The sequence below is a fragment of the Mycolicibacterium nivoides genome (assembly GCF_003855255.1).
Lineage (GTDB): Bacteria > Actinomycetota > Actinomycetes > Mycobacteriales > Mycobacteriaceae > Mycobacterium > Mycobacterium nivoides.
The window spans coordinates 1,555,488-1,579,263 of record NZ_CP034072.1; the positions used below are offsets into that span (position 1 = coordinate 1,555,488).

General features: G+C 66.9%; 24 protein-coding genes and 1 tRNA gene. 16 read left to right on the forward strand and 9 right to left on the reverse strand.

Annotated features, from left to right (window positions below; all coding sequences use genetic code 11):
• The first annotated feature begins 100 nt into the window (after positions 1–100).
• Genes EH231_RS07380 through xerD form a run of 3 tightly spaced genes read left to right on the forward strand, consistent with a single transcriptional unit; the run spans position 101 to position 3,436 of the window.
• Positions 101–1,870, forward strand: a complete 1,770-nt coding sequence (locus tag EH231_RS07380) for a CTP synthase (protein WP_090433373.1) — start codon at positions 101–103, stop codon at positions 1,868–1,870.
• On the forward strand, positions 1,863–2,483 hold the full coding sequence (locus EH231_RS07385) for an NUDIX domain-containing protein (protein ID WP_044518922.1): 621 nt from the start codon (positions 1,863–1,865) through the stop codon (positions 2,481–2,483). Before EH231_RS07380 ends, EH231_RS07385 begins: the two co-directional genes overlap by 8 nt.
• A complete protein-coding gene (gene xerD, locus EH231_RS07390; RefSeq protein WP_124712161.1) occupies positions 2,480–3,436 on the forward strand; it encodes a site-specific tyrosine recombinase XerD in 957 nt (318 codons plus the stop codon). The genes EH231_RS07385 and xerD overlap by 4 nt, the downstream gene beginning before the upstream one ends.
• Here xerD and EH231_RS07395 read toward each other — a convergent pair.
• A complete protein-coding gene (locus EH231_RS07395; RefSeq protein WP_090432991.1) occupies positions 3,433–4,185 on the reverse strand; it encodes an O-methyltransferase in 753 nt (250 codons plus the stop codon). The two genes, xerD and EH231_RS07395, sit on opposite strands and share 4 nt — an antisense overlap.
• 94 nt (positions 4,186–4,279) lie before the next feature.
• Here EH231_RS07395 and EH231_RS07400 point away from each other — a divergent pair, with 94 nt between their 5' ends.
• The 11 genes from EH231_RS07400 to EH231_RS07455 all read left to right on the forward strand — a co-directional run bounded on the left by EH231_RS07400 (position 4,280) and on the right by EH231_RS07455 (position 13,370).
• Positions 4,280–5,188 (forward strand): ParA family protein, encoded by a 909-nt coding sequence (locus EH231_RS07400; RefSeq protein WP_234927183.1) that lies wholly within the window; start codon positions 4,280–4,282, stop codon positions 5,186–5,188.
• Positions 5,185–6,054 (forward strand): segregation/condensation protein A, encoded by an 870-nt coding sequence (locus EH231_RS07405; RefSeq protein WP_090433006.1) that lies wholly within the window; start codon positions 5,185–5,187, stop codon positions 6,052–6,054. Before EH231_RS07400 ends, EH231_RS07405 begins: the two co-directional genes overlap by 4 nt.
• 8 nt (positions 6,055–6,062) lie before the next feature.
• A complete protein-coding gene (scpB, locus tag EH231_RS07410; protein ID WP_090433008.1) occupies positions 6,063–6,800 on the forward strand; it encodes an SMC-Scp complex subunit ScpB in 738 nt (245 codons plus the stop codon).
• A gap of 1 nt (position 6,801) precedes the next feature.
• On the forward strand, positions 6,802–7,542 hold the full coding sequence (locus EH231_RS07415) for a pseudouridine synthase (RefSeq protein ID WP_044518918.1): 741 nt from the start codon (positions 6,802–6,804) through the stop codon (positions 7,540–7,542).
• The gene (gene cmk / locus EH231_RS07420) at positions 7,539–8,225 is read left to right on the forward strand and encodes a (d)CMP kinase (RefSeq protein ID WP_090433010.1); all 687 of its coding nucleotides are present in this window, start codon (positions 7,539–7,541) and stop codon (positions 8,223–8,225) included. The genes EH231_RS07415 and cmk overlap by 4 nt, the downstream gene beginning before the upstream one ends.
• Positions 8,222–9,640: a ribosome biogenesis GTPase Der gene (der, locus tag EH231_RS07425; RefSeq protein ID WP_090433012.1), complete on the forward strand. Its 1,419-nt coding sequence runs from the start codon at positions 8,222–8,224 to the stop codon at positions 9,638–9,640. Before cmk ends, der begins: the two co-directional genes overlap by 4 nt.
• A gap of 85 nt (positions 9,641–9,725) precedes the next feature.
• A complete protein-coding gene (locus EH231_RS07430; protein ID WP_234940403.1) occupies positions 9,726–10,493 on the forward strand; it encodes a sulfite exporter TauE/SafE family protein in 768 nt (255 codons plus the stop codon).
• Positions 10,494–10,736: 243 nt separating this feature from the next.
• Positions 10,737–11,678 (forward strand): sulfite exporter TauE/SafE family protein, encoded by a 942-nt coding sequence (locus EH231_RS07440; protein WP_090433016.1) that lies wholly within the window; start codon positions 10,737–10,739, stop codon positions 11,676–11,678.
• Between the two features lie 80 nt (positions 11,679–11,758).
• Positions 11,759–11,832 (forward strand) — tRNA-Pro (locus EH231_RS07445).
• Between the two features lie 438 nt (positions 11,833–12,270).
• Positions 12,271–12,771 (forward strand): UCP032817 domain-containing protein, encoded by a 501-nt coding sequence (locus EH231_RS07450; RefSeq protein WP_124712162.1) that lies wholly within the window; start codon positions 12,271–12,273, stop codon positions 12,769–12,771.
• Positions 12,772–13,220: 449 nt separating this feature from the next.
• Complete coding sequence (locus EH231_RS07455; protein ID WP_205866829.1) at positions 13,221–13,370, forward strand: hypothetical protein; 150 nt, start codon at positions 13,221–13,223, stop codon at positions 13,368–13,370.
• 67 nt (positions 13,371–13,437) lie between these two features.
• On the opposite strand, the gene EH231_RS07460 is transcribed toward EH231_RS07455, so the two are convergent.
• Entirely contained in the window at positions 13,438–13,797 is a 360-nt protein-coding gene (locus tag EH231_RS07460; RefSeq protein ID WP_090433023.1) for a hypothetical protein, read from the reverse strand.
• Entirely contained in the window at positions 13,794–14,537 is a 744-nt protein-coding gene (locus EH231_RS07465; RefSeq protein WP_241177904.1) for a hypothetical protein, read from the reverse strand. Before EH231_RS07465 ends, EH231_RS07460 begins: the two co-directional genes overlap by 4 nt.
• Positions 14,538–14,682: 145 nt before the next feature.
• Here EH231_RS07465 and EH231_RS07470 point away from each other — a divergent pair, with 145 nt between their 5' ends.
• Positions 14,683–14,982, forward strand: coding sequence for a hypothetical protein (locus EH231_RS07470; RefSeq protein ID WP_090433375.1), 300 nt, complete (start codon positions 14,683–14,685; stop codon positions 14,980–14,982).
• A 276-nt stretch (positions 14,983–15,258) separates the two neighbouring features.
• On the opposite strand, the gene EH231_RS07480 is transcribed toward EH231_RS07470, so the two are convergent.
• From EH231_RS07480 to EH231_RS07505, 6 genes are read right to left on the reverse strand one after another with little or no spacing between them, the layout of a single operon-like run.
• Complete coding sequence (locus EH231_RS07480) at positions 15,259–16,347, reverse strand: NADH:flavin oxidoreductase/NADH oxidase (RefSeq protein ID WP_124712165.1); 1,089 nt, start codon at positions 16,345–16,347, stop codon at positions 15,259–15,261.
• Positions 16,347–17,327, reverse strand: coding sequence for an amidohydrolase family protein (locus tag EH231_RS07485; protein ID WP_124712166.1), 981 nt, complete (start codon positions 17,325–17,327; stop codon positions 16,347–16,349). Before EH231_RS07485 ends, EH231_RS07480 begins: the two co-directional genes overlap by 1 nt.
• Entirely contained in the window at positions 17,324–17,761 is a 438-nt protein-coding gene (locus EH231_RS07490) for a cupin domain-containing protein (protein ID WP_090433031.1), read from the reverse strand. The genes EH231_RS07485 and EH231_RS07490 overlap by 4 nt, the downstream gene beginning before the upstream one ends.
• Before the next feature lie 27 nt (positions 17,762–17,788).
• Positions 17,789–18,979 (reverse strand): FAD binding domain-containing protein, encoded by a 1,191-nt coding sequence (locus EH231_RS07495; protein WP_124712167.1) that lies wholly within the window; start codon positions 18,977–18,979, stop codon positions 17,789–17,791.
• A complete protein-coding gene (locus tag EH231_RS07500; protein WP_090433035.1) occupies positions 18,976–20,331 on the reverse strand; it encodes an MFS transporter in 1,356 nt (451 codons plus the stop codon). The genes EH231_RS07495 and EH231_RS07500 overlap by 4 nt, the downstream gene beginning before the upstream one ends.
• 30 nt (positions 20,332–20,361) lie before the next feature.
• Positions 20,362–21,864, reverse strand: a complete 1,503-nt coding sequence (locus EH231_RS07505; RefSeq protein WP_124712168.1) for an aldehyde dehydrogenase — start codon at positions 21,862–21,864, stop codon at positions 20,362–20,364.
• A 148-nt stretch (positions 21,865–22,012) separates the two neighbouring features.
• On the opposite strand from EH231_RS07505, the gene EH231_RS07510 reads away from it, so the two are divergent.
• Positions 22,013–23,764: a helix-turn-helix domain-containing protein gene (locus tag EH231_RS07510; RefSeq protein WP_164480802.1), complete on the forward strand. Its 1,752-nt coding sequence runs from the start codon at positions 22,013–22,015 to the stop codon at positions 23,762–23,764.
• The last annotated feature ends 12 nt before the right edge of the window (positions 23,765–23,776 follow it).

The following is a 23,776-nucleotide window of genomic DNA, read 5'->3' on the forward strand; positions in this document are numbered from 1 at the left end:
TCAGCGACGGCTTGTCGGTGTCGGTGTTAAGGTGAGATTCCGTGGGTCGGCAGGCCACAGCAGTTTCTCGATTCCCTGCCAGTCGTCACGGAGGATGCTTTTGCCCGCCTTACGCAAGCACCCGCACACCGCCACCAAACACCTCTTCGTCACCGGTGGTGTGGCGTCATCGCTCGGTAAGGGGTTGACCGCGTCGAGCCTCGGTCAACTGCTGACCGCGCGAGGGTTGCAGGTGACGATGCAGAAGCTCGACCCCTATCTGAACGTCGATCCGGGCACCATGAACCCGTTCCAACACGGTGAGGTGTTCGTCACCGAGGACGGCGCCGAGACCGACCTCGACGTCGGCCATTACGAGCGGTTCCTGGATCGCAACCTGTCCCAGTCGGCCAACGTGACCACCGGCCAGGTGTACTCCACGGTGATCGCCAAGGAACGCCGCGGCGAGTACCTGGGCGACACCGTGCAGGTGATTCCCCACATCACCGACGAGATCAAGAGCCGGATCCTGGCCATGGCCGAGCCCGATTCGTCCGGGCAGCGCCCCGACGTGGTGATCACCGAAATCGGCGGCACGGTGGGCGATATCGAGTCGTTGCCGTTCCTTGAGGCCGCCCGTCAGGTGCGCCATGAGGTCGGCAGGGACAACTGCTTCTTCCTTCACGTTTCGCTGGTGCCCTATCTCGCCCCGTCCGGTGAGCTCAAGACCAAGCCGACCCAGCACTCGGTGGCCGCGCTGCGCAGCATCGGCATCACCCCCGATGCCCTGATCCTGCGGTGTGATCGTGACGTCCCCGAACCGCTCAAGAACAAGATCGCGCTCATGTGCGACGTCGACATCGACGGTGTGATCTCCACTCCCGACGCGCCGTCCATCTACGACATCCCCAAGGTGCTGCACCGCGAGGAACTCGACGCCTACGTGGTGCGCCGGCTCAACCTGCCGTTCCGCGATGTGGACTGGTCGGAGTGGGACGACCTGCTGCGCCGGGTACACGAGCCGCAGGAGACGGTTCGGATCGCCTTGGTGGGCAAGTACATCGACCTGTCCGACGCCTACCTCTCGGTGGCCGAGGCGCTGCGCGCCGGCGGCTTCAAACACCGCGCCAAGGTGGAGATCCGGTGGGTGGCCTCCGATGACTGCGAGACCGACCTCGGTGCGGCGGCCGCGCTGTCCGATGTCGACGGGGTGCTGATTCCGGGCGGTTTCGGCATCCGCGGCATCGAAGGCAAGCTCGGGGCCATCTCGTTCGCCCGCAAGCGCGGCCTGCCGGTGCTGGGACTGTGTCTGGGATTGCAGTGCATCGTGATCGAGGCGGCGCGGTCGGTCGGTATCGCCGGTGCCAACTCCGCCGAGTTCGATCCGAAGACGGTGGACCCGGTGATCTCCACGATGGCCGATCAGAAGGACGCCGTCGCCGGCGAGGCAGACCTGGGCGGCACCATGCGGCTGGGTGCGTATCCCGCAGTCCTGGAAGCGGGATCGATTGTGGCCCAGGCCTATCAGGCGACCGAGGTGTCCGAGCGGCACCGGCACCGCTACGAGGTCAACAACGCCTACCGGGACCGGATCGCCGAGAGCGGGCTGCGGTTCAGCGGCACCTCGCCCGACGGGCACCTGGTGGAGTTCGTGGAGTACGACTCGAAGATCCATCCGTTCCTGGTCGGGACACAGGCCCATCCCGAGCTCAAGAGCCGGCCGACGCGGCCGCATCCGCTGTTCGCCGCGTTCATCGGCGCGGCGCTGGACTACAAGGCCGAAGAGCGGTTGCCCGGCATGGACCTTCCCGAGGATTTCGCCGAGGAGGCCGGGGAAGTGGAAGCCGGCGGAAGTCCTGTCGACGACGCCGAAGCCGCTTCACTTGGCTGAACACGACTTCGAGACCCTGGCCAGCGAAACCGTCTACGTCGGAAACATTTTCGCGCTGCGCGCGGATGAGGTCAGCATGCCCGGCGGCGGTTCGGCCCGGCGCGAGGTCGTCGAGCATTACGGCGCGGTGGCCGTGGTGGCACTCGACGAGGACGGCAACGTGGTGCTGGTGTATCAGTACCGGCATCCGCTGGGCCGTCGGCTCTGGGAACTGCCCGCCGGCCTGCTCGACCTCGGTGGGGAGCCTCCCGAGGTGACCGCGGCCCGTGAACTCGTCGAAGAGGTCGGTCTCAGAGCCGATCACTGGCGGGTGCTGGTGGATCTCGATTCGACGCCGGGGTTCTCCGACGAGAGTGTGCGGATCTTCCTGGCCACCGGGCTGACCGACGTCGGACGCCCCGAGGCCGAGCACGAGGAAGCCGACATGGTGGTCGAACGGGTGCCGTTGCAGGAAGCCGTCCGTCGGGTGTTCTCCGGCGACATCGTGAACGGCATTGCGGTGGCAGGCATTCTGGCGGCGCACGCGATGCCCGATGGGGAGGCGTTACGACCGGTCGAGGCGCCGTGGACCGACCGGCCGACAGCGTTCAGGCGGCGAAAAGGCTTGCTATGACGACGCCGTCCCCCGTCCGATCGGCCCTCGACGACCAGTTACAGGGCTACCTCGATCACCTGACGATCGAGCGGGGCGTGGCGGCCAACACCTTGAGCTCCTACCGGCGCGACCTGCGCCGCTACGCAGAGCACCTGACCCAGCGCGGAATCGATGATCTGGCCAAGGTGTCCGAGGCCGACGTCAGCGACTTCCTGATCGCCCTGCGCCGGGGCGACCCCGAGTCGGGAGTGGCTGCGCTGTCGGCGGTTTCGGCCGCCCGGGCCGTGGTCGCGGTCCGCGGTCTGCACCGGTTCACCACAGCCGAGGGCATCACCGCACTCGATGTCGCCCGTGGGGTGAAACCACCCACGCCCAGTCGCCGGCTGCCCAAGAGTCTCACTCTCGACGAGGTGCTCGCGTTGCTCGAGGCCGCAGGCGGGGACAGCGAAGCCGACGGTCCGCTGACACTCCGCAACCGGGCGCTGCTGGAGTTGCTGTACTCGACCGGGGCGCGAATCTCGGAGGCCGTGGGACTCGACATCGATGACATCGACACCCAGGCGCGCTCGGTGCTGCTGCGCGGCAAGGGCGGCAAGCAACGGCTGGTGCCCATCGGTCGTCCCGCGGTCAGCGCGCTCGACACCTACCTGGTGCGGGGCCGGCCGGACCTGGCCCGGCGCGGCCGGGGCACGCCGGGGATCTTCCTCAATGCCCGCGGCGGGCGCCTGTCCCGGCAGAGTGCCTGGCAGGTGTTGCAAGATGCGGCCGAGCGGGCCGGGATCACGTCGGCGGTCTCGCCGCACACGTTGCGGCACTCGTTCGCGACCCACCTGCTCGACGGCGGTGCCGACGTGCGCGTCGTGCAGGAACTGCTCGGTCACGCCTCGGTGACCACCACGCAGATCTACACCATGGTCACCGTGCATACGCTGCGCGAGGTCTGGGCGGGTGCGCACCCGCGGGCGCGCTAACCGCCCAGGTACTCCGATTCCAGCACCAGGTCGGGCAGCAGGGTCTGATACTCGGCATGCGTCTTGTGATGTTTCGTATCCCAGAGTGAACCCTGCTGCTCCTGCATGTAGGCCAGGTACTTCGGCGCTCCCGGAAGCTTCACGTTGTCGGCGACCACGATCGAGCCCCGGTGCAGCCAGCCCCGCTTCAGCAGGCTCTGCAGGTCGGTCAGGTAGGCGTTCTTGTCGTGATCGAGGAACACGAAATCCAGCCCGCCGGTCTCGAACCCGCCTGCCGCGAGCGCGTCGAGCGTGCGTCCGCCGTCGTCGATGGTCCCGACCACGCAAGTGATCCGGTCGGCCACCCCGGCGTGGGCCCAGATGCGTCGCGCGATGTCGGCATTGGTGGGGGAGAACTCGACCGAGAACACCCGGGCGGCCGGTGCGGCGCGGGCGATGCGCATGGCCCCGTAGCCGCAATAGGTGCCCAGTTCCAAAGCCAGGCGCGGGTTGGCCCGCACGACTGCCGCGTCGAGCAGCGCACCCTTCTCGTCGCCGACGTTGATCAGAAACGACTTCTCGTAGGCGAACTTGTCGATGGTGGCGATGACATCGTCGAGGTCGCCCGCGCGGGCGTTGGCCACGACATAATCGGCGGCCGCGGCCTCCCGGCCATCGCCCCACTGCCCGGTGCGGGCGAAGTGTCTGGCGCCGATTCCCATCCGGATGAACGACCACCGCAACAGCGGCAGCCGCTGTTTGAGACTCATGACGCACACCATATGCGCCCGATTGCCCGCGGGTCTGCCCGTCCTGGCTGCGTACCGACGTTAAACTTGCGGGGATGTGCGCCATGACTGCGGGATGCCTGACCGGTGGCGGTCGGGCGTGAACGACGACGGCGGGCATGACGGACTCTTCGAGCACAGCTCACCTGAGCTCGGTCTGACCGGGCGGCCACCGCGAGACATTCCCGAACCGCGGCCCCGTTCGACTCACGGCCCGGCCAAGGTCATCGCGATGTGCAATCAGAAGGGCGGGGTCGGCAAGACCACCTCGACCATCAACCTGGGCGCCAGCCTGGCCGAGTACGGCCGCCGGGTCCTGCTGGTCGACCTGGATCCGCAGGGCGCGCTGTCGGCGGGCCTCGGCGTCCCGCACTACGAACTCGAGCACACGGTGCACAACCTGCTGATCGAACCGCGGGTGTCGATCGACGACGTCGTGATCAAGACCCGGGTCAGCGGCATGGACCTGGTGCCCAGCAACATCGACCTGTCGGCCGCCGAGATCCAGCTGGTCAACGAGGTGGGCCGCGAGCAGTCCCTGGCTCGGGCCCTGTACCCGATCCTCGATCGCTACGACTACGTGCTGATCGACTGCCAGCCATCGCTGGGCCTGCTCACGGTCAACGGGCTCGCCTGCGCCGACGGTGTGATCATCCCCACCGAATGTGAGTACTTCTCGCTGCGCGGGCTGGCGCTGCTGACCGACACCGTGGACAAGGTGCACGACCGGCTCAATCCGAAGCTGTCCATCAGCGGCATCCTGGTGACCCGCTACGACCCGCGCACGGTCAACGCGCGCGAGGTCATGGCCCGCGTGGTGGAGCGGTTCGGCGATCTGGTGTTCGACACCGTGATCACCCGGACCGTGCGGTTCCCGGAGACCAGCGTGGCCGGCGAGCCGATCACCACCTGGGCACCCAAGTCCGGCGGCGCCGTGGCCTACCGATCGCTGGCACGCGAAGTCATCGACCGGTTCGGCGCGTGAACGATGTCCTGAACAACCCGACCACCGAGGGCGCCGAAGCGGATGCCGCGGTCGGGGGCGAACCGACTGCCGGCGATCAGCAGAACCGCTTCCAGGTTCGGCTCACCAACTTCGAGGGACCGTTCGACCTGCTGTTGCAGCTGATCTTCGCGCACCGGCTCGACGTCACAGAGGTGGCATTACACCAGGTCACCGACGATTTCATCGCGTACACCAAGGAGATCGGCGCCCGCCTCGAACTCGACGAGACCACGACGTTCCTGGTGATCGCGGCCACGCTTCTTGACCTGAAAGCGGCCCGGCTGCTGCCCTCGGGCGAGGTGCACGACGAGGAGGATCTCGCCCTGCTCGAGGTCCGCGACCTCCTGTTCGCGCGATTGCTGCAGTACCGCGCGTTCAAACATGTCGCGTTGATGTTCGCCGAATTGGAGGCCGCGGCGCTGCGCAGCTACCCGCGGGCAGTGTCGCTGGAGGACCGCTTCTCCGACCTGCTGCCCGAGGTGATGCTGGGCGTCGACGCCGGGAAGTTCGCCGAGATCGCGGCCGCCGCCCTCACCCCGCGGCCGGTGCCGACGGTCGGCATCGACCACATTCACGCACCCAAGGTGTCGGTGCCCGAACAGGCACACCGGATCATCGCGCTGCTCGAACAGCGCGGGATCGGCGAATGGGCCACATTCTCGGAACTGGTGGCCGAGTGCACGGACGGATTGCAGATCGTCGGGCGCTTCCTGGCACTGCTCGAACTGTTCCGCGCCAGGGCGGTAGCATTCGAGCAACCAGAACCGCTTGGAGTGCTCCAGGTTTCGTGGACCGGAGATCGTCCGACCAGCGAACATCTGGCAACCGCTGATGCGGAAGAATAGCGAGAACAATGACTGACGAGAACTCCGATTCCGGAGTGCAGTCCGATGATGCCCCGGGTGACGCGATCCCGGTCGGAGATGAGCTGGGCATCGATGTGGCGACGGTTCCAGAGCTCGAAGACGGCGAACTTGGCGCTGTGTTGGAAGCGTTGTTGCTGGTAGTGGACACGCCGGTGACGGTCGACGCACTGGCCTCGGCGACGGAACAACCCGCCTACCGGGTGATGGCCAAGCTGCGGCTGATGGCCGAGGACTACGCCGCGCGGGACAGCGGCATCGACCTGCGCGAGGCCGCGGGCGGCTGGCGGATGTACACCCGGGCGCGATACGCCCCGTACGTCGAACGGCTCCTGCTCGACGGCGCCAGGTCCAAGCTGACCCGAGCGGCCCTGGAGACTCTGGCCGTGGTGGCCTACCGGCAGCCGGTGACCCGTGCGCGGGTGAGCGCGGTCCGTGGTGTGAACGTGGACGCGGTGATGAGGACCCTGGTCGCACGCGGCCTGATCACCGAGGCGGGCACCGATCCGGATTCGGGCGCAGCGGCGTTCGCCACCACCGAGCTGTTCCTGGAACGGCTGGGCTTGTCGTCGCTGTCCGACCTGCCCGACATCGCGCCGCTGCTGCCCGATGTCGACGTGATCGACGACCTGAGCGAATCACTCGGTGACGAGCCGCGTTTCGCCAAACTCAACAGTGGCTCATCCGGCAGCAATCAGCCGCTGGCCTTCGACGTGGACAAGGACTGACATGGCTGAAGAAGGCGTACGGCTGCAAAAAGTGTTGTCCCAGGCCGGAATTGCCTCCCGCCGGGTGGCCGAACGGATGATCACCGACGGCCGCGTCGAGGTGGACGGTCGACTGGTGACCGAGCTCGGTACGCGTGTCGACCCGGCGGTCGCCGAGATCCGGGTGGACGGATCGCGCGTCGTGCTCGACGACACCCTGGTGTACCTGGCGATCAACAAGCCGCGCGGCATGATGTCCACGATGTCCGACGAGAAAGGCCGCCCCTGCGTGGGAGACCTGGTGGAGCACCGGGTCCGGGGCAACAAGAAGCTCTTTCATGTCGGCCGGCTCGACGCCGACACCGAGGGGCTGCTTCTGCTGACCAACGACGGGGAGCTCGCCCACCGGCTGATGCACCCGTCCTACGAGATCCCGAAAACCTATGTGGCGACGGTGATCGGCACGGTGCCGCGCGGACTCGGGAAGAAGCTGCGCGCCGGTGTCGAATTGGACGACGGCCCGGCACACGTCGATGACTTCGCGGTGGTGGACACCGTCCCGGGCAAGACCCTGGTGAAGGTCACCCTGCATGAGGGGCGCAATCGCATCGTGCGGCGGATGCTGGCCGCGGTGGATTTCCCGGTGCAGGAACTGGTCCGCACCGACATCGGTTCGGTGGCGCTCGGCGAGCAGCGGCCGGGCAGTATCAGGGCGCTCAGCCGCAAGGAAATCGGCGAGCTTTATCAGGCGGTGGGAATGTGAGCGGATCTCTGGTGGTGGCGGTCGACGGACCGGCGGGAACCGGAAAGTCTTCGGTTTCAAGAGGTTTGGCGCAGGCCCTGGGCGCCAGCTACCTGGACACGGGCGCGATGTACCGCATCGTCACCTTGGCGGTGCTGCGCGCCGGGGTCGACCTGGACGATGCCGAGGCTATCGACGCGGTGGCCTCGGGTGCGGTGATCGGTGTGGGTTCGGACCCCGGTGAGGACCGCGCCTTCCTGGCCGGCGAGGACGTGTCCGCCGAGATCCGTGGTGACGAGGTGACCCGGGCGGTGTCGGCGGTCTCCGCGGTGCCCGCGGTGCGCGCCCGGTTGGTGGATCTGCAGCGCGAACTGGCGGCCTCGGGTGGCCGCGTGGTGGTCGAGGGCCGCGACATCGGCACCGTGGTGCTGCCCAAGGCCGACGTCAAGATCTTCCTGACCGCGTCGGCCGAGGAGCGGGCCCGGCGCCGCAACGCCCAGAACATCGCGAGCGGACTGCCCGATGACTATGCGACGGTGCTCGCCGACGTGCAGCGCCGCGACCACCTCGATTCCACGCGGGCGGTGTCGCCGCTGCGTGCGGCCGAGGATGCTCTGGTGGTCGACACCAGCGATATGGACCAAACACAGGTCGTGGCACACCTTCTCGACCTGGTGACCCAACATGCGGGGGTACGGCGATGAGCGTCTCTGACGGAGACGGCACCTGGTCGGACGAAAGCGACTGGGAGTTCAGCGACGAGGTTGCCGAGGTTCTGGAAGAGGCCGCGGCGCCGCCTCCGGTGGTGGCCGTCGTCGGCCGGCCCAATGTCGGGAAATCGACTCTGGTGAACCGGATCCTGGGCCGTCGCGAAGCCGTCGTGCAGGACATCCCCGGGGTGACCCGTGACCGGGTGTCCTATGACGCGAACTGGCTCGGTCGTCGCTTCATGGTGCAGGACACCGGGGGATGGGAACCCGACGCCAAGGGCCTGCAGCAGCTGGTGGCCGATCAGGCGCTCGTGGCGATGCGCACCGCCGACGCGATCATTCTCGTGGTCGACGCGGTCGTCGGCGCGACCTCGGCCGACGAGGCGGCGGCCCGGATGCTGCGCAAGTCGGGTAAGCCGGTCTTCCTGGCGGCCAACAAAGTTGACACACAGCGGGGCGAGTCCGATGCCGCGGCACTGTGGTCACTGGGCATCGGTGAGCCGCACGCGATCAGTGCCATGCACGGCCGGGGCGTGGCCGATCTGCTCGACACGGTGATGGAGAAGCTGCCCGAGGTCTCGGAGGTTGGTGGCAGCGGTGCCGGCGGCCCACGCCGGGTGGCACTGGTGGGCAAGCCGAACGTCGGCAAGAGTTCGCTGCTGAACCGGCTGGCCGGCGACGAGCGGTCGGTGGTGCACGACGTCGCGGGCACCACGGTCGATCCCGTCGACTCGCTGATCGAATTGGGCGGCAAGACTTGGCGTTTCGTCGACACCGCCGGTCTGCGTCGCAAGGTCGGCCAGGCCAGCGGCCACGAGTTCTACGCCTCGGTGCGCACCCACGGCGCGATCGATGCGGCCGAAGTGGCGATCATGCTGATCGATGCCTCCCAGCCGCTGACCGAGCAGGACCTGCGGGTGCTGTCGATGGTGATCGAGGCCGGGCGCGCACTGGTCATCGCATTCAACAAATGGGACCTGGTCGACGAGGACCGCCGGTACCTGCTGGACAAAGAGATCGACCGTGAACTGGTGCAGGTGCAGTGGGCGCCGCGGGTCAACATCTCGGCCATGACCGGCCGGGCGGTGCAGAAGCTGGTGCCGGCGCTGGAGACCTCACTGGCGTCCTGGGACAAGCGGATCTCGACCGGACAGCTCAACAACTTCCTCAAGGAGATCGTCGCCGCGACACCGCCGCCGGTGCGCGGTGGCAAGCAGCCCAAGATCCTGTTCGCCACCCAGGCGGCCACTCGGCCCCCGACCTTCGTGCTGTTCACCTCCGGGTTCCTGGAGGCCGGTTACCGCCGGTTCCTGGAGCGGCGCCTGCGTGAGCAGTTCGGTTTCGAGGGCAGCCCGGTGCGGATCAACGTCCGGGTCCGCGAGAAGCGCGGAGCACCGAAGAAGCGCTAGCGATTCGTGCACGCTGGGTAACGCCTGGCGCGACGCACCGTGCACCAGTCGGGCCGATAGGGTGGCCCGAGTGTCTGTCACCCACATGATCCTGATCGCCCTGGCCGGCGTCGGCGCGGGAGCGATCAACGCCATCGTCGGGTCCGGCACGCTGATCACCTTTCCCACGCTGGTGGCGCTGGGGATTCCGCCGGTCACGTCGACGATGTCGAATGCCGTGGGTCTGGTCGCCGGCGGCGTTTCGGGCACCTGGGGTTACCGGCGCGAACTGCGCGGACAGTGGAAACGGCTGCGCTGGCAGATTCCCGGATCGGTGATCGGTGCCGGCCTGGGCTCCTGGCTGCTGCTGCACCTGCCGGAAAAGGTGTTCGTCACGGTGGTGCCGATCCTGCTCATCCTGGCCCTGGTTCTGGTGGTCGTCGGCCCGCGGATCCAAGCCTGGGCACGGCAGCGCGCGGAGGCGTCCGGCCAGTCGGCCGACCACGTCAGCCCGCAGCGCATGGCTGTGCTGGTGATCGGCACGTTCGCCGTCGGTGTCTACGGCGGCTACTTCACCGCGGCCCAGGGAATCCTGCTGATCGCGGTGATGGGTGCGTTGCTGCCCGAGTCGATGCAGCGGATGAACGCCGCCAAGAACCTGCTGTCGTTGTTGGTCAACATCGTGGCGGCCCTGGCCTACACGATCGTCGCGTTCGACCGGATCAGCTGGGAGGCGGCGGGCCTGATCGCGATCGGTTCGCTGATCGGCGGCTTCCTCGGCGCGCACTACGGCCGCCGGCTGTCGCCGAACGCGCTGCGGGCAGTGATCGTGGTGGTGGGCCTGATCGGGCTGTACCGATTGCTGACGGTGTGAGCCCATCGGCGGGATCCCGACCACGCTCTTGTAGGCTTGCTGAGTCTGTCTAACGACGAGGGAGAGGGGCGACCGGTGGCTGAACGTGCATACCGCACCGCGCCGTCTGCCCTTGCTGCTCTCGAGCCGTTCTGGCCGTCGCGCCGGTTGATGGCTTTCGACGAATGGTGTCGCGCGCGCATCTGATCCGCGCCCGTCAGTCATCAGGTCGCCCGGCGACCACAATCGAAAGCAGCCGAACCTATGCGTTCGCTTCTGATCTTCACGCTCGTCGGCCTCGGGGCCCAGTTGGTCGATGGTGCGCTGGGCATGGCCTTCGGTGTCACCGCATCGACCCTGCTGGTGCTCAGCGGGGTGGCCTCGGCACAGGCCAGCGCCGCGGTGCACCTGGCGGAGGTCGGCACGACGCTGGCGTCGGGGCTGTCGCATTGGCGGTTCAAGAACATCGACTGGAGCATCGTGCTCAAGCTCGGTGTGCCTGGCGCGATCGGTGCGTTCCTCGGGGCCACCGTGCTCTCCTCGCTGTCGACGGAGGACGCCGCGCCGCTGATGGCCTCGATCCTGCTCGGCATCGGTGTGTATGTGCTGCTGCGGTTCTCACTGGGTTCACCGCCTGCGTTCCGTGCGGGCAGCACCTCCCACACCGCGAAGTTCCTGACCCCGCTGGGCTTGTTCGGTGGCTTCATCGACGCCTCCGGCGGTGGCGGCTGGGGTCCGGTGACCACCAGCACGTTGCTGTCGCAGGGCAAGACCGCGCCCCGCACGGTGATCGGCTCGGTGAGCGCCTCGGAGTTCCTGGTCGCGGTCTCGGCGTCGCTGGGCTTCCTGGTCGGCCTGCGGGCCGACTTCCTGCACAACCTCCCGATCGTGGCAGGCCTGGCGGCGGGTGGCGTGCTGGCCGCACCGCTGGCGGCCTGGTTGGTGTCGAAGGTCAGCCCGGCGCTGCTGGGCACCGCGGTGGGCGGCGTGATCGTGCTGACCAATGCGCAGAAGCTGTTGAAGTACTTCGGCATCCAGGGAGCGGCCTCGACGGCCATCTACGTCACGATCGCCGTCGCGTGGGCCGGGTTGGTTCTGTACGCCTGGCGGACCTCGCGGGCGCCGGAGTACCTGCCCGAGGAGCTCGACGCCGACGAGGCTGCCGAAGAAGAGCTGGCAGACGAGCCGGACACCGCCGCGCGGTGACACAACGGGGGAGCGATTGGGGCGAAACCGGGTCCCTACGGTAAGCTTTCGACTCGCTGCCGGTGCAAGCCGGAAGCAAGCGGGCTGTGGCGCAGCTTGGTAGCGCACTTGACTGGGGGTCAAGTGGTCGCAGGTTCAAATCCTGTCAGCCCGACAAAGAAAAACCCTCTCTGACCAGTGTCGGAGGGGGTTTCTTCGTATCTGGGGAGCAACGGCGGTACGGCACCGGAGTTGGGATCGGTAGCGCCGCGGGGTGTGGTCCGCTTCGTCCTGTAACGGCGTGGACGACAGGGGAGGACGAGATCATGTGGTGGATGATTCCGGTGGTGGTCATCGCGTTCGACGTGGCGATCTTCGCCATCTTCGCAACCGTGAAACGGCGGCGGCGTGGGCTTGGGACGGCCCGTCGCGGTCGGTTCGGGTCTGTGGCCGGTGCCGGTGGAGGAGCCATCTGGGCGACCGGCGCCGACTCCTCCGGTTGTGGCGACGGAGGCCATGGGGGCCACTCGGGTTGCGGTGGCGGACACGGCGGCTGCGGTGCTGGAAGTAGTTGTGGTGGGGGAGGCGGAGGTTGCGGGGGCGGTGGCTGCTGATGATCACGTTGCGAAAGGCCGGCGCCCGACGCGCTGCCGGGCAGGTGATCGCCGATCTGGAGTTACCGGAGGCGGTGTTCAAGACGTGCCCTTGGCAACCGCGTGAACTCGTCGAAACCGGTCTGCGGCAGTGGTTGCGATGTTGCGCGGTAGCGCTGCGCGACGGTCAGACCATCGGGATGCCCTCGCGTGCAGTCGATGAAGCCTGGCATGGCCTGATCCTGTGCACCGTCCGCTACGCGGCATTCTGCACTGCCGCCTACGGACAGTTCTTGCATCACCATCCCGAGGGCGGTGCGCCGCCCGCCGCCACAGCGGCCGGCGAGTGCATGGATGAACAGTTGCGCCGCATCGTCATCGCTTGGTCCATGGTCGCCGAGCCGGGTGAACGGTGCGTCTTGTGGGATCTGGACTCTCGTCTCGGGCTCGATGAGCCGTGGGGCATCAGTGATCGCCGGGTCGCGGACATCGACGCGGCACTGTGTCCCAGTACGGGATGACGATCGTGACCTCGGGGTGACCCGAACCGAGGCCGTCCACGGGGTGGCTGCCAACTGCCTACGGCCGCTGACCGCTCGCTCCCGCCGACACCGAATCGAAAGCCACAGGCGCACAACGGTTCAGGTGGAAACCGCTTCGTGCCACCGCTGAACACGCACCGACAGTGACGAAGAGCCGTACCGTCTCACCCAAATCGGATTAGGAGATAACAATTTCGGCAGTATGCGGAAAGAACCTCGGGTAGTGGGTGCCGCCGCTGACGAATTGATGGCAGGGTGGCGATGGTGACCCAGGCAAGGAGCGTCGGCAGGCCATCGCCGGTCCGGCCCCGCCGCGTTGGGTCCGCTTGAGAGTTCTTCCTGTCCACCCCGCCATCGATTGTCGAGACCAACTGCGATCAGCGAGCGGACGGCACGTCCCCCGGAGGTACGAGGCGGTCAAGGAGCTGATGAAGACCTACCTGAAGTACCCGCCGCGGCAACTGCAGAGCGAAGGCTATACGGGCCCGATCACCGTCTCGCAGTACCAGAGGTTCAAATACGTGCGCGAACAGCTGGCCGCCGACGGGGTCAACATCGCGCTGCCCACCGGCAACTGAGCGCGAGCTCACGCAGTGACGGATGCACGGCCGGGTAGTTGACGGCTGTGCATCCGCAGAACAAGGACTACCCGGACGCTGCTCGACGGACCTCGGCTTCGCCGGAGACCAACTCCAGGCTGTCACCGACGTCCACCGTCACCTCCGCCGTCGCCTGGAAAAGGCCGTAGAAGTCGTCGGTCCGGGCGAAGGTGTGGGCCCGGGAGAACAGCGGCTGCACATCGAACACCCGCACCCGGAGCTTCTCGCGCGTGAGTCTGCCCAATTCCCGGCCGGATTCGGGGTCGGTGATCACCTGATCGGACTCGGAGTGCACGGCGAAAACCATGCCCGGCACGACGCCTGCCTCAGCGCCGCGATTGATGACCAGTGTGTAGTCGTCCTCGATGAGCGCGACCTGGCCGGTGAGGGTGTGCCCGTCGGTCATGACGCCGCCAGGGAATTGCTTTCTCGCAGGGATTTGGGCGCGGAGCCTGCCCGGATCCGCGGGCGTGCGTCGTGGCCTTCCACGGACAGCAGTGCGTCGATGTGGCTCGTCTCGTCCTGCTCCGTCCCGAGCGTGAGTTCGACGGCCGTCTTGGCCTGGAACAGCGCGATCATCGCGTGTTGCTGACGTTCGGCGCCGAATGCGTTGAGCGCGACCGCGAGCTTCTTGTCGACGTATTCGACCGAACGCTGCAATTCGGTCGGCGAGGCTCCCTGGCTTTCCACGCGCGGCGCGGGCTCAACGCCGAGTCCGCTGTACCAGCGGTGTGCGAGCGCACCGAGGGCGAACGAGCACACCGGAACCACCACGACGATGCACGCGAGGCCGAGAGAGTTCTGCAGTGCGATTGCCCCGACGATGCCCAGGAGCATGGTCACGCCCACCGCGGTCACAAGGCGGACGGCCGGCGGCACTGCGGCGATCGCGCGGGACAACTGCCGCAAGGCCTCGGCGCCGGATCGAGCAATGCCGGCGAGGAACGCGATTACGGCCGTGGCCGCATTGCGTGCGATCTGTCCCACCTTGTCGGCCTGCTCGCGCGTTACCGCGGGCTTGGGCATCGACCACACCCGCTGCTGCTCCGACGGCGCCTCGGCAGCGGTCTGTGGTTCACCCTGCACCTCGTCAGGCTTCGGCTCGGACGTCTCGGACGTCTCGGGAGCCGGCGCCACGTTTGTCACATTCGCATCAACAACCACATCTGCATCATCGCGCTGGTGCCGTCCGATGGCGGTCTCGGCGCGCCGAAAATCCGTAATTCACAGATCTGGAGTTGCCTCACACAGCTAATCCCTTTCCGTTGTGGCCGGCCCGCGCTATGAATCAATGGTGAGCAACCATGTGAACCTGACCGCGCAGGAAAGCTCGTTGATCGCTGAGAGTGATCCCGACGCTCTGGCACGGATGGACGAGAAGTCGCTGAAGGACCTGCAGAGTCGGCTCAGACAAGCGCGCGAGAAGAACTTCAGCCTGTTGCGGCGCCAGGGCGCGGCTCGCGTTGAGGCCGAAGGTGCCCGCGGCGCCGCACAACCGGCCAACGAAAAGCGCGGCGAAAAGGTGGATGTCTTCGACGAGGCACTGGCGCGAGTGAGCCAGCGCCTGGAGGACGTCAGCGACGTCGAGTAGCAACCGGCGGGCTTTCCTGCGAACGTCGTTAGTGGTTCCAGGTAATCCGGCGACGTCCGGTCGGGAAGCAGAGGAGCGGCCGCGTGGGTCTCGGTGTCTGGGGTGATCTCACGATTCTTGCCGCCGTGATGGCAGCGACCTTCGCCTCGTGCGTCTTCGTGAACAGGCGCCACAACCGCGTAGCTGCGGAATGTTCCTGCGTCACCTGGGAATTGGAGGTGTCGTTGGGGATAACGTCGCGATCTGCCTCGTCCGGCATGGACAGGCAGGGCGGCCTCAGATGAACGCCCGGGTGTACTGGGGCGGGAACGGGAGAGTCACCCCGCTCTCTCGGGCGGCTTCGCGAACCCAGTTCGGATTGCGCAGCAGGGCACGCGCCAGGAAGACCGCGTCGGCGTCGCCTCCCGACACGATCGCCTCGGCCTGTCCGGCCTCGGTGATGAGCCCGACTGCCGCGGCCGGGATGTCTGCCTCGGCTCGTACCCGCTTGGCGAACGGCACCTGATAGCCGGGAAACACCGGGATCTTGGCGTCGGGTACTGCGCCGCCCGTGGAGACGTCGATGAGGTCGACTCCCGACTTCTTCAGGCCGGCGGCGAGGGCGATGGTGTCGTCGACCGTCCAGCCCGGTCGCGGGTCATCGGTATCGCCGGCAAGCCAGTCGGTCGCGGACACCCGGAAGAACAGCGGTAGATGATCTGGCCACGCACGCCGCACCGCGGTGGCGACGGCGAGGGCGAAGCGCATCCGGTTATCCAGCGATCCGCCGTACTCGTCGGTGCGCATATTGGATTGCGGGGACAAGAACTGGTGGATGAGATAGCCGTGGGCGCCGTGGATCTCGAGGACCCGGAATCCGGCCGCGGCCGCCCGACGTGCCGCTGCAGCGAATGCGGAGATGATGCGTTCGATTTCGGCATGGTTCAGTTCGTGCGGCACGGGGTGGCGGCCGAACGGTACCGGGCTCGGGCCGACCGTCGTCCAGGGCTCGAACGGGCGGGTTGGGTCCGGCCATGGGCGGCCGGTGGATCCCTTCCGCCCGGCATGCACGATCTGTATGCCCGGGACCGCGCCTTGATCGGAGATGAAGCGGGTCAACCGCTGAAACCCAGGTACCTGAGCGTCGTTCCACAACCCGAGGTCGTAGACGCTGCTGCGCCCGACGGGGTCGACGGCGGTGGCCTCCACCATCGCCAGGGCAATGCCGCCGATGACCCGCGCGCCGAAATGCGACAGATGCCAATCGGTGGGTGTGCCGGCCTCGGGTCCGTCGACCACTGCGGAGAACTGCATCATCGGTGACATCCAGGCACGGTGCGCGAACCTCACATCGCGCAGCGTCAGCGGAGTGAACAGACTGGTCATCAGCTCATCCCCAGAAAGGCCCGTGCCGCCCGGATCAACGTGTTCTCGTCGGGCCCGTGCTTGACGGCGAACCGGACCGGGTCGGGCTCGGCCATGTCGAACGGGTAGTCGCTGCCGCACACGATCTTGTCCGTGCCTGCGATCTTGCAGAGCATCTCGAGCTGGGGTGCGTCGTGAGTCACCGTGTCGAAGTACAGGTCTTCGAAGACCTCGGAAGGCGGCCGTGCGCATGCGCCCCGGGCATCGGCGCGAGCCCGCCAGCCATGATCCCATCGGCCGAGCAGGCCCGGGGCGCATCCACCGCCGTGGAGGAAGCAGATGCGCAACGCGGGAAGCTCATCCTTGACCCCGCTCAGGATCAGATTTGCTACGGCAGTGGCGGTTTCGACAGGATTGCCGATCAGGTTGGCCAGATAGTAGTCAGCCCATTCCGGTCGGCCGATCTGCATGGGGTGCACCAGTACGGCAAGGTCGAGCCGCGCGGCCTCGGACACGATGTGCCGCAGTGTCCCCCGGTTCAGTGACGCGCCATCGACCACGGGTGGGACGGCGACCCCGACGACGCCCTCGGTGTCGCGCAGTGCGGTGAGCTGGGTGGTGATGAGTTCCGGGGCGCCCAGGCTGACGATGCCCAGCCCCAGCAGTTTTCCGTCCGCCCGGGCGACGACATCGGCCAGGGCGGTGTTGAAAGCCAGCGCGTAGTCGGCGCCGGCAGCTTCGCCGCTGAGTGGAAAGGCGAACGGAGGAGCGGAAAGGACGCGGATGCCAATGCCCGCGCGGGCCATGTCCTCGACGATGGCGGCCTCGTCGCTCATCGCCGCGGTGGCGATCGACAGCGGCAGGTCACCGAGATACAGCTGACCCTCCCGGTCATTCATCGGTCCGTACGGTGCACCCGGCGGCAGCCCGAACAACGAGTGGGGGAGCCAGTGCGCGTGGACGTCGATGACCCCGCTCGGGTGGTTGTCGCCGGTGCTCATCGGGCGATGTCCAGAGCGGCGTTGTCGCTGTCCAGGTGCTCGACGGTGGTGAAAACCAGTTCGGTGTCTCCGATGTTCTCGATATCGTGCAGCAGGAATTCGCCTGGGCCGAAGTGGAAATGGCGGGTCTCGCCGGCTCGGTAGGAGACTTCGCGGACGGTGCCGTCATGGGTGTGCTGGCGGCTGCTGCCCGCGTTGATCGCGGTCCAGAAGTAGTCGAGCACATGCCGGTGGGCGTGCCAGCGCTCACCCGGTGCCAAGCGGATCTCCCAGACGCGCACGCGGGTGTCCTCGCTGAGCAGGCGTGACCCGACGTTTCCGTCGAAGGCGTGGTCGGCGAACTCGGTTTTCAGCCACTCCGGCCAGCTTTCGAAGTTGGTGGCCACCAGTTCGCCGGCGAGCGGCAGATCGGTCAGGTAATTGTTGTCGGTCATCGTCGAGTTCCTCTCGTAGTAAGGGGTTTAGCGCCCGGGACCGTAGAGGCCGAAGCGCAGGTCCGGGTCTCCGGGGGTCCATGTGTTGCGGAACTGTGAGCGCTCACCCATGTCGACCACGCGGCGTAGGAGCGTGTCGCTGAGCTGCAACTGGGCCGGTTCCCACTTGGACAATGCCGAGGCGACATCCCCTGACGAGGTGGACAGCGCCGCGGCCAGTGCCCAGGCGTCGGCCGCGGCCTTGGCGGTTCCGGCTGCTGCGTGTGGACGTGATGCGCTCGCGGCATCGCCGATCAGCGCCGCCCTGCCGAGCGCCATCCGAGAGGACCGCACGTCGGACAGCACCTGGAGGTACGGCTGTTCGGTCGCGACAACCACTTCGGATACCGCGGGAGCCAGCTGGGTCGTGGCCGCCGCGCGCAGCTCGTCGACGAAGCGGTCCTGGACCTGGCCGGGATGAACCGAAACCGATCCGGTGAATCCTCTTTTGTCGATGAGAAGTTCACTGAGCTCGGGCCCGGCGGGCACGTTGCGATACCAGACGTAGTTCATCAGGCGGTCGGATTCGTCGAGGCTGTCCTCACCCGGTATCGGGTACATGGTGATGTGAGAGTTGGGAATGACGGTGTAGGTGATCGCATCGCCGAGCACCTCGCGTGTCTGCGCGCTGAGTTCGGACAGCGCGACGGTTCCCCGCCAGCCGACGTATCCGGAATACGCGAGCGCGGCCTCGGGGTCGAAGTGCGCCCGTGCCGGCGAGGTGATGCCGTCGGCGAACACGACGAGATCGGCACGCGCTGTCCTGCCACTCACGAACCGGACGGTCACGGTGTCGGCGTCTTGGTCGAAGCCGCAGGCGAATTCGCCGTAGTGATAATGCTCGGTGCCGAAGTCGGAGAGTAAGGCACGGTAGAAGGTGCCCCAGGAGGTGTAAGTCCACAGCGCCGGCTCACGGTGGATGACAGCGCCGCCGGCATCGAGGTACTGCACGTACTCGGTGGCGGTGTGCAGGTCGGACAGATCCTGATGGCTGCGTTCGGCGAACCAGCGCACCGTGTCGGGTTGCAGGACGATGCCGCTGCCGCGTCCGTCCAGCGGGGTCGGAGTGCGTTCGTAGACGTCGACGTGGAAGCCGAGGTCGCGCAACAGCAGCGCGGCGGTCAGACCTCCGATGGATCCTCCGACGACGATCGCCGACGCACCGGCGTATTCGGTCATGACGTACTCCCTTCGCTCAGCGGAACGTTGTCGACGATCGGGTGGTCGACAGGCAATGGTTGGCCGCGGGTCTCGCGGGCGAAGGCGAGACCGATCACGGCGATCAAGCCGACTGCCGAGACCGAGGCCGTGGCGAAGCCGAGGTTTCCGTCGAACCAGGAAGCGGCGATCACGCCTGCGGTGAGTGGTCCCAGCGCGGTGATGTAGCGGCCCACGCTGTTGCAGACCGCCAGCGCAGTGGCGCGCACACTGGGCGGGAAGAGTTCGGGGCCGTAGATGAAGGTGCCCGACAACGCGCCGAACAAGCCGAAGCCCAGCAGGGGCATGGCGACCAGCATTTCGGCGAAACTGCGGTCGAAGGGGAACACCCATGCGATGGTGGCTGCCGAGACCACGAAGCTGATCAGGAACGCTTTCTTGCGGCCGATGGCGTCGGCGACGAAACCCCATGCGGCATAACCGACGATGCCGCCGGCGTTGAAGAGCATGGCTGCCACGGCGACCCGATGGTCGGCCGCTTCCCGGGGAAGGTGATCGGCTTCGGTCATCTGCCTGATGATCTGCGGGTACCAGGTGGACACGCTCCAGAACGCCACGAGCGCTCCGGTGGCCAGCGCGGTACACACCAACATGGGGTGCAGCAGCGGCGGGCTGAACAGGCGCCGCAGAATGAATCGATCGTGATCGAGGTTGCGGCCAAGGGCCTTTCGTTCTTTGCGGGCCTGCAGGTGGGCGCCGATTTCGGGCGGCTCGGGCACGTAACGGCGGATGAACCAGACCACCAGCGCGGGAATGCCGGCGAGCAACATCATGGCGCGCCAGCCGTGGTCGCCGAGCAGCGCGTACGCGGCGGCTGCCATGAAGAACCCCGCCGCGTATCCGGCCATCATGACCCCACCCGCTCGGGCCCGGAAGCGATTGCGCCAGGTCTCGGCGATCAGTGCCGCGCCCACCGGCGCCTCGACGCCTGATCCGAGGCCGGCGATGAAGCGCAGAATGCCCAGCTGCCACCAGGTTTCGGCGAAGACGGCCAGGGCGCTGAAGACCGCGTAGGTGAGGATGCCCACCGACAACACCCGGGTGCGGCCGAAATAGTCGGCGAGCATGCCGAACAAGATCCCGCCGGTGGCCCACCCCATGAGGAACAGGGCCACCGTCATGCCACCGTAGAAGCCGATCGCGGCTCCGTCGACGCCGAGGCCGCTGTTGGGTAGCAGTTCACTCATGGCCGGACCCAGCACGAGGACATAGAGGCTGCCGGCGAAGCCGTCGAGCCCCCAGCCCAAGGTGGTGCCCGCGAGCACGAGCCATTGTGTTCGGGTGATGTCGTGATACCAACGTCCTGCGGACATGGGTGTGCCTTTCAGGGTGTCGGGGACAGATCAGTTGAGGCGGCGCTGTGGTTGGTCGCCGTACCACTCGACGTGGTCGGCGGCGGTGCGCACAACGATCGTCTTGATCCAGGAGAAGTCGTCGAAAGACTCTGTGCCAGCGTCTTTTCCTGATCCAGAGTCTTTGATGCCGCCCCATGGCAGAGAAGGCTCGAGCCGGTGGTGGTCGTTGACCCACACCATGCCTGCGTTGATCCGCGCCGCCACGCGGTGGGCGCGGCTGACGTCGGTGGTCCATACTCCGGCGCCCAACCCGTAAGGGTTGTCGTTGGCCATACGCACGGCGTCGTGTTCGTCGTCGAAGGGGATCACCACTGCCACCGGGCCGAAGATCTCTTCGCGAGCGACGGTCATGTCCATGGTGGCGTCGGACAGCACGGTAGGGGAGAGGAAGAAGCCAGCATCGAAAGGTTCTGGCAGCGAAGGCTTCTTACCACCTGCCTTGAGTGTCGCCCCCTCATCGAGGCCGCTTTGGATCAGGGCGGCGACCTTGTCCCGCTGGCGGGCGCTGATGAGTGGTCCCATCTGGGTGTCAGGCAGGGCGGGGTCGCCGAGCCGAATGGCCTGCGCGCGTGCGGCGAGCGTGTCGACGAACTCGTCGTAGATTCCGCGCTGCACGAGGAAGCGGGATCCGGCGACGCAGGACTGACCCGCGGCGACGAACGCTGCGAAGGCCGCGCCCTCGGCGGCGATGCGCGGGTCGACGTCATCGAACAGCACTACGGGTGTCTTGCCGCCGAGTTCGGCCGTAATGCGCGCGAACCGTGACGCTGTAGCGATGGCTGCGGACCGGCCGGCTTCGGTACCTCCGGTAAGCGTGATCTTGGCGATGTCCGGGTGACCGGTAAGCCGCTGGCCGGCTGCGCGAGCGCCCGTGACCACGTTGAGGACACCGTCGGGTAGCCCGGCGTCGGCGAGGATGTCGGCCAGCGCGAGGGTCGTCAGTGGCGTGAGTTCGGATGGCTTGACCACCACGGTGTTTCCGTTCGCCAACGCCGCCGACAGGCTACGCGCCAGGATCAGCATCGGATGGTTGAACGGGGTGATGATGCCGCAGACGCCGAGCGGAAGCCGCTGCTGATATGTCAGATACGGGCCATCGCCCGGCAATACGGCCTGACGCTGGGCCGCCAGGAGTCCGGCGTTGTACCGAAACCACTCGGGTACCCGGGACAGCTGTGCACGCGTCTCGGTGATCGGCCGGCCATTGTTGCGTGCCTCCAGCGTGTAGAGGGTCTCGCTGGAATCCTCGATCGCATCGGCGATGCGCAGCAGGAGCTTGGCACGGTCGCTGCGAACCATGTTCGGCCACGGTCCGTCCTCGAATGCTCTGCGTGCGGTCGCCACCGCCATGTCGACTTCGTGCTCACCTTGCTCTGGCACCGTGGCGATCGCCTCGCCTGTGGCGGGGTTGACGATGTCGCGGAGTTGGCCGGGCAGCGGCGCCGCAGTGGCTGTGGACTCGGGTGTGGTGGCCGGGGATACCTGGGTCATGGCTATGAGTGTCGTCACAGCGGGATCGGTGCGCTATGTCGCGACCGACATACTTCTTCTTGATAAATGTCGCTGATGACACCTCGATCTGGGGGAGACTGAGGGCGTGACTTCGTCCGCGGGCCATGAACGGCCAGGTGCTGAACTTGTGACATGGTTGTCGGCGCTGCGCACGCTCAGCGCGCAGGCCAGCGCCGACACCGATCTGCTCGAGGTGCTCTGCCTGGTTGCCGATACGGCCCGGACGCTGCTGGGTTTCGACTTCTGTGGCGTCCTCATCCCAGATGCACACCGGGAGCGGTTGCTGGTACAGGGATGGAGTGGCCTGTCTGAGGAGTACGTCCGACGAGTCAACTCGGACAGGCCGATTCGGCTCGACAGCCGGTCCCCATCGAGCCGGTCTTTCCATCAGGGTGAACCGGTGGCCATTCGGGATGTGCGGATCGAACCCGACTTCGCCCTCTGGGCCGGCGTGGCGCAGGATCAGGGATACCGGGCCATCGTCGCCGTGCCCCTCATCGCCGGTACCGAAGTGCTGGGAACGCTCAACGGCTACTACACCTCGGTACATACCTTCACCCGCCACGAGATCGAGCGGTTGATTCTGTTGGCCAACCATGCCGCGATCGCGGTCACATCGGCACGCCGACTCGATGAGTTGCGCGCCCTGACCAGTTCGCTACGCGAGCAACGCGATGCGCTGGCCCGCTCGGAGCAGATTCACGAGCGGCTGCTGACAGTCACCTTGCGGTCTGGCGGTATCAGTGGAATCGCTGCCGCGTTGAGCGAATTGATCGGACGTCCGGTGCTGATCGATGACGGGCGTCAGGCCGAGATCGCCCGGGCCGGCGACGGTATCGAGTTTCCCACGCCCGCAGCGCGTTCGGCCGTGGCTGAACGTGACACCACGGGACCGTCGCCGACTGTCGAACCCGTCTCGGTCGCAAGCGATGTCGCGACGGGATGGCTTGTCGCCGGCGTGCGCCTGGGTAGCGAGGTGGCCGCCCGGATCTGGTTCCCGGGTGACGTCGAAGCGCTTGACCCACTGCAGATCCGCGCCGTCGAACACGCGTCGATCGTGGTTTCGGTCGAGCTGTTGCGCGAACGAACCGCGGCCGAGGTTGAGAGGCGGCTGAGCGGTGAATTGTTGACCGACGTGTTGTCGAGCAGTGGAGAACTGCCTGAACCGCTGTTGATCCGTGCGCAGCGGCTGGGCCACGACCTCGGAGTGGCGCACGTCGCGATCGTGGCAGCCTTGGCCGGACCGTCTGAGGCAGGCTTGCGTCAGGCCTGGCAGCGAGCGTTGGCGAGGGTGACAGAGCTGGCGTCGGCGTACCAGCCGAGGCCACTGGTTGCGATGCACGGCGGCATGCTCGTCACGCTGTGGCCTGACGGCGCCGACGCCGGCACGCCGCCGGGCGTCATGGTGCAGCGAGCGATGGCCGAAGTGTCGCAGAGCGTTACGGCCACCGTGGCAGTGTCGCCCACATACGGTGCCGACCACGGCGAGGGTTATCAGATCGCCAGGTCAGCGCTTGAGATCGCGACCCGGGCCGGGCGCACCGACACCGTGATCACGCTGGAGGATCTCGGCATCGTCGGACTGCTGCTCCAACTCGAAGACCCGGCCAAACTCACGGCATTCGCCACTCGCACCCTGGAACCGGTCGTTGCATACGACGCCAAACATCGCACCGAGCTGATGTCGACCCTGCGGGCCTATTTCGCTTCCAGGCAGGAGCGTAACGCGACGGCCGACTCGCTGTTGGTCCATCCAAACACCGTCGCGCAGCGTCTGCGACGCATCGAGCAGCTGTGCGGTGTTGATCTCGCCGACCCTGCCACCATCGTTCAGTTTTCTTCCGCACTCACGGTGTACGACGTCGCCGCGCCGGGCTGACGGCTTCTGGCC

What these genes read in the sequence shown, in the direction of transcription:
- xerD (WP_124712161.1), top strand. Translation starts at nt 2,480, where the DNA reads ATGACGACGCCGTCCCCCGTCCGATCGGCCCTCGACGACCAGTTACAG.
- EH231_RS07395 (WP_090432991.1), bottom strand. Translation starts at nt 4,185, where the DNA reads ATGAGTCTCAAACAGCGGCTGCCGCTGTTGCGGTGGTCGTTCATCCGG.
- EH231_RS07400 (WP_234927183.1), top strand. Translation starts at nt 4,280, where the DNA reads ATGCCTGACCGGTGGCGGTCGGGCGTGAACGACGACGGCGGGCATGAC.
- scpB (WP_090433008.1), top strand. Translation starts at nt 6,063, where the DNA reads ATGACTGACGAGAACTCCGATTCCGGAGTGCAGTCCGATGATGCCCCG.
- EH231_RS07415 (WP_044518918.1), top strand. Translation starts at nt 6,802, where the DNA reads ATGGCTGAAGAAGGCGTACGGCTGCAAAAAGTGTTGTCCCAGGCCGGA.
- der (WP_090433012.1), top strand. Translation starts at nt 8,222, where the DNA reads ATGAGCGTCTCTGACGGAGACGGCACCTGGTCGGACGAAAGCGACTGG.
- EH231_RS07430 (WP_234940403.1), top strand. Translation starts at nt 9,726, where the DNA reads ATGATCCTGATCGCCCTGGCCGGCGTCGGCGCGGGAGCGATCAACGCC.
- EH231_RS07440 (WP_090433016.1), top strand. Translation starts at nt 10,737, where the DNA reads ATGCGTTCGCTTCTGATCTTCACGCTCGTCGGCCTCGGGGCCCAGTTG.
- EH231_RS07450 (WP_124712162.1), top strand. Translation starts at nt 12,271, where the DNA reads ATGATCACGTTGCGAAAGGCCGGCGCCCGACGCGCTGCCGGGCAGGTG.
- EH231_RS07455 (WP_205866829.1), top strand. Translation starts at nt 13,221, where the DNA reads ATGAAGACCTACCTGAAGTACCCGCCGCGGCAACTGCAGAGCGAAGGC.
- EH231_RS07460 (WP_090433023.1), bottom strand. Translation starts at nt 13,797, where the DNA reads ATGACCGACGGGCACACCCTCACCGGCCAGGTCGCGCTCATCGAGGAC.
- EH231_RS07470 (WP_090433375.1), top strand. Translation starts at nt 14,683, where the DNA reads ATGGTGAGCAACCATGTGAACCTGACCGCGCAGGAAAGCTCGTTGATC.
- EH231_RS07480 (WP_124712165.1), bottom strand. Translation starts at nt 16,347, where the DNA reads ATGACCAGTCTGTTCACTCCGCTGACGCTGCGCGATGTGAGGTTCGCG.
- EH231_RS07485 (WP_124712166.1), bottom strand. Translation starts at nt 17,327, where the DNA reads ATGAGCACCGGCGACAACCACCCGAGCGGGGTCATCGACGTCCACGCG.
- EH231_RS07490 (WP_090433031.1), bottom strand. Translation starts at nt 17,761, where the DNA reads ATGACCGACAACAATTACCTGACCGATCTGCCGCTCGCCGGCGAACTG.
- EH231_RS07495 (WP_124712167.1), bottom strand. Translation starts at nt 18,979, where the DNA reads ATGACCGAATACGCCGGTGCGTCGGCGATCGTCGTCGGAGGATCCATC.
- EH231_RS07500 (WP_090433035.1), bottom strand. Translation starts at nt 20,331, where the DNA reads ATGTCCGCAGGACGTTGGTATCACGACATCACCCGAACACAATGGCTC.
- EH231_RS07505 (WP_124712168.1), bottom strand. Translation starts at nt 21,864, where the DNA reads ATGACCCAGGTATCCCCGGCCACCACACCCGAGTCCACAGCCACTGCG.